The sequence below is a fragment of the Psychrobacter sp. APC 3426 genome (genome assembly GCF_030408035.1).
Lineage (GTDB): Bacteria > Pseudomonadota > Gammaproteobacteria > Pseudomonadales > Moraxellaceae > Psychrobacter.
The window spans coordinates 1-1,439 of record NZ_JASDCF010000056.1 but is presented as its reverse complement, the minus strand read 5'-3'; the positions used below and the strand labels follow the sequence as shown (position 1 = coordinate 1,439).

At 38.6% G+C, this 1,439-nt stretch carries 1 rRNA gene and 1 pseudogene; one reads left to right on the top strand and one right to left on the bottom strand.

The features are described 5' to 3' along the window. Window positions 1–98 (top strand): 5S ribosomal RNA (rrf, locus tag QL919_RS14050); the annotation flags it as partial. A 138-nt stretch (window positions 99–236) separates the two neighbouring features. Here the strand turns inward: rrf and QL919_RS14045 are convergent. After that, a pseudogene (locus tag QL919_RS14045) lies at window positions 237–938 on the bottom strand (IS1 family transposase). Window positions 939–1,439 lie beyond the last annotated feature (501 nt).

Genomic DNA, 1,439 nt, shown 5'->3' with positions numbered 1-1,439 from the left:
GATGGCACCACCTGATCCCTTCCCGAACTCAGAAGTGAAACATCATCGCGCCAATGGTAGTGTGGCCCCGGCCATGTGAGAGTAGGTCATCGTCAGCTCTCTATTCTAAAAGTAAAACCCCCTTGGCGTAATCGCTAAGGGGGTTTTCTTTTGTGTTGAGTAAAGTGTTGGTGGTGAAACTAGGGTGTAAATAATTACCTATCTGATTAAGTGGTGTTCTAAAAAGTATGCTGGCATCAGACGTAACCATAATTGACATAAAAGAACACCAGATCGAATACTTTAAAGTGATTATCAAGCTTTTTTGAGAAGCAACAGGTTCTTCTAACGGCTCGTTTTAGTCGGTGTCTAAGACGGCAGTTATTGCCTTCAATACCTACGGTATGTTGTTTGCCAACTTGTTTGTTATCACTTTTAAAGGCGGTTATAAAACTGTCCCAGTTGTCCATACTGATAGAGCCATAGCTGACTGTAAGCTGCTTAAGACGAGCTCTTAACTTCTTAGCCGTTTTTAAGTCGCGTTTGCCCCAGACATAAGCGACAATCTCATTAGTAGCACGGTCATAAGCGTAGATGAGCCAGACTTTACGCTTCTTGCGATACACGTAAGTCCAGAACTCATCAACTTCTAAGCGTTCATAGTAGCGCTTCTTAGGTACAATCTTGTAAATGGATGAGCCTATGGTGCTAAGCACTTTTCCAATACTCACCGAGGTAATAATGGCTATGTCTCTAAGGCAGCAACCTCGAACCGTCATTATTCGTATTTTATTTTCTATTTGAGAGTAACAACCCTAGTAGGTTATAGCATGGTCGTCAATGCATTGTCTTTTACAGTCCTTGCATTGGTAGTTCTGCTTACCATAGCTTTTTATACCGTTGATCGAAAAGCTGGAACTGTGGCAGTCGGGGAAATTGATCTGTATTTGTGTCTTCATAACATCAAATACATTATCTTGCTACGGCTGTCACTCTTCCTTTATTGGCACAGCATACTCTTTATTACACCATTTTATTTTATATCTATAGAATAGGTGTGCTTTATTGTGCTTATTTAAAACGAGATATTTCAAGAAGTTATGATATATATGAAATAAAGATAGATATTGACTTGACCCATCCCTGAAAGCGCGTATAATGCCACCCAGTCGAAAGGGAAGGTGGATTGGAGAAGTGGGTTACCACTTATTATTTAATAGCGCAGCTATTAACCAATCAGCTAATAGTTTGCAGTTTCAATCCAACTACTTAAATAGTCCAGATAGAAGCTTTTAAACTAAATAGAAAATACCTCTTGACTTAACCATTTAAACGTCTATAATACGCACCTCATTAAGACGAACCGGAATCATTTATATGTGAATTTACATATAACAAACCTGGCTAACTTATTGAAACAAATTATAAAAAAGCTTGACAAACCTAATCTTTATGATATG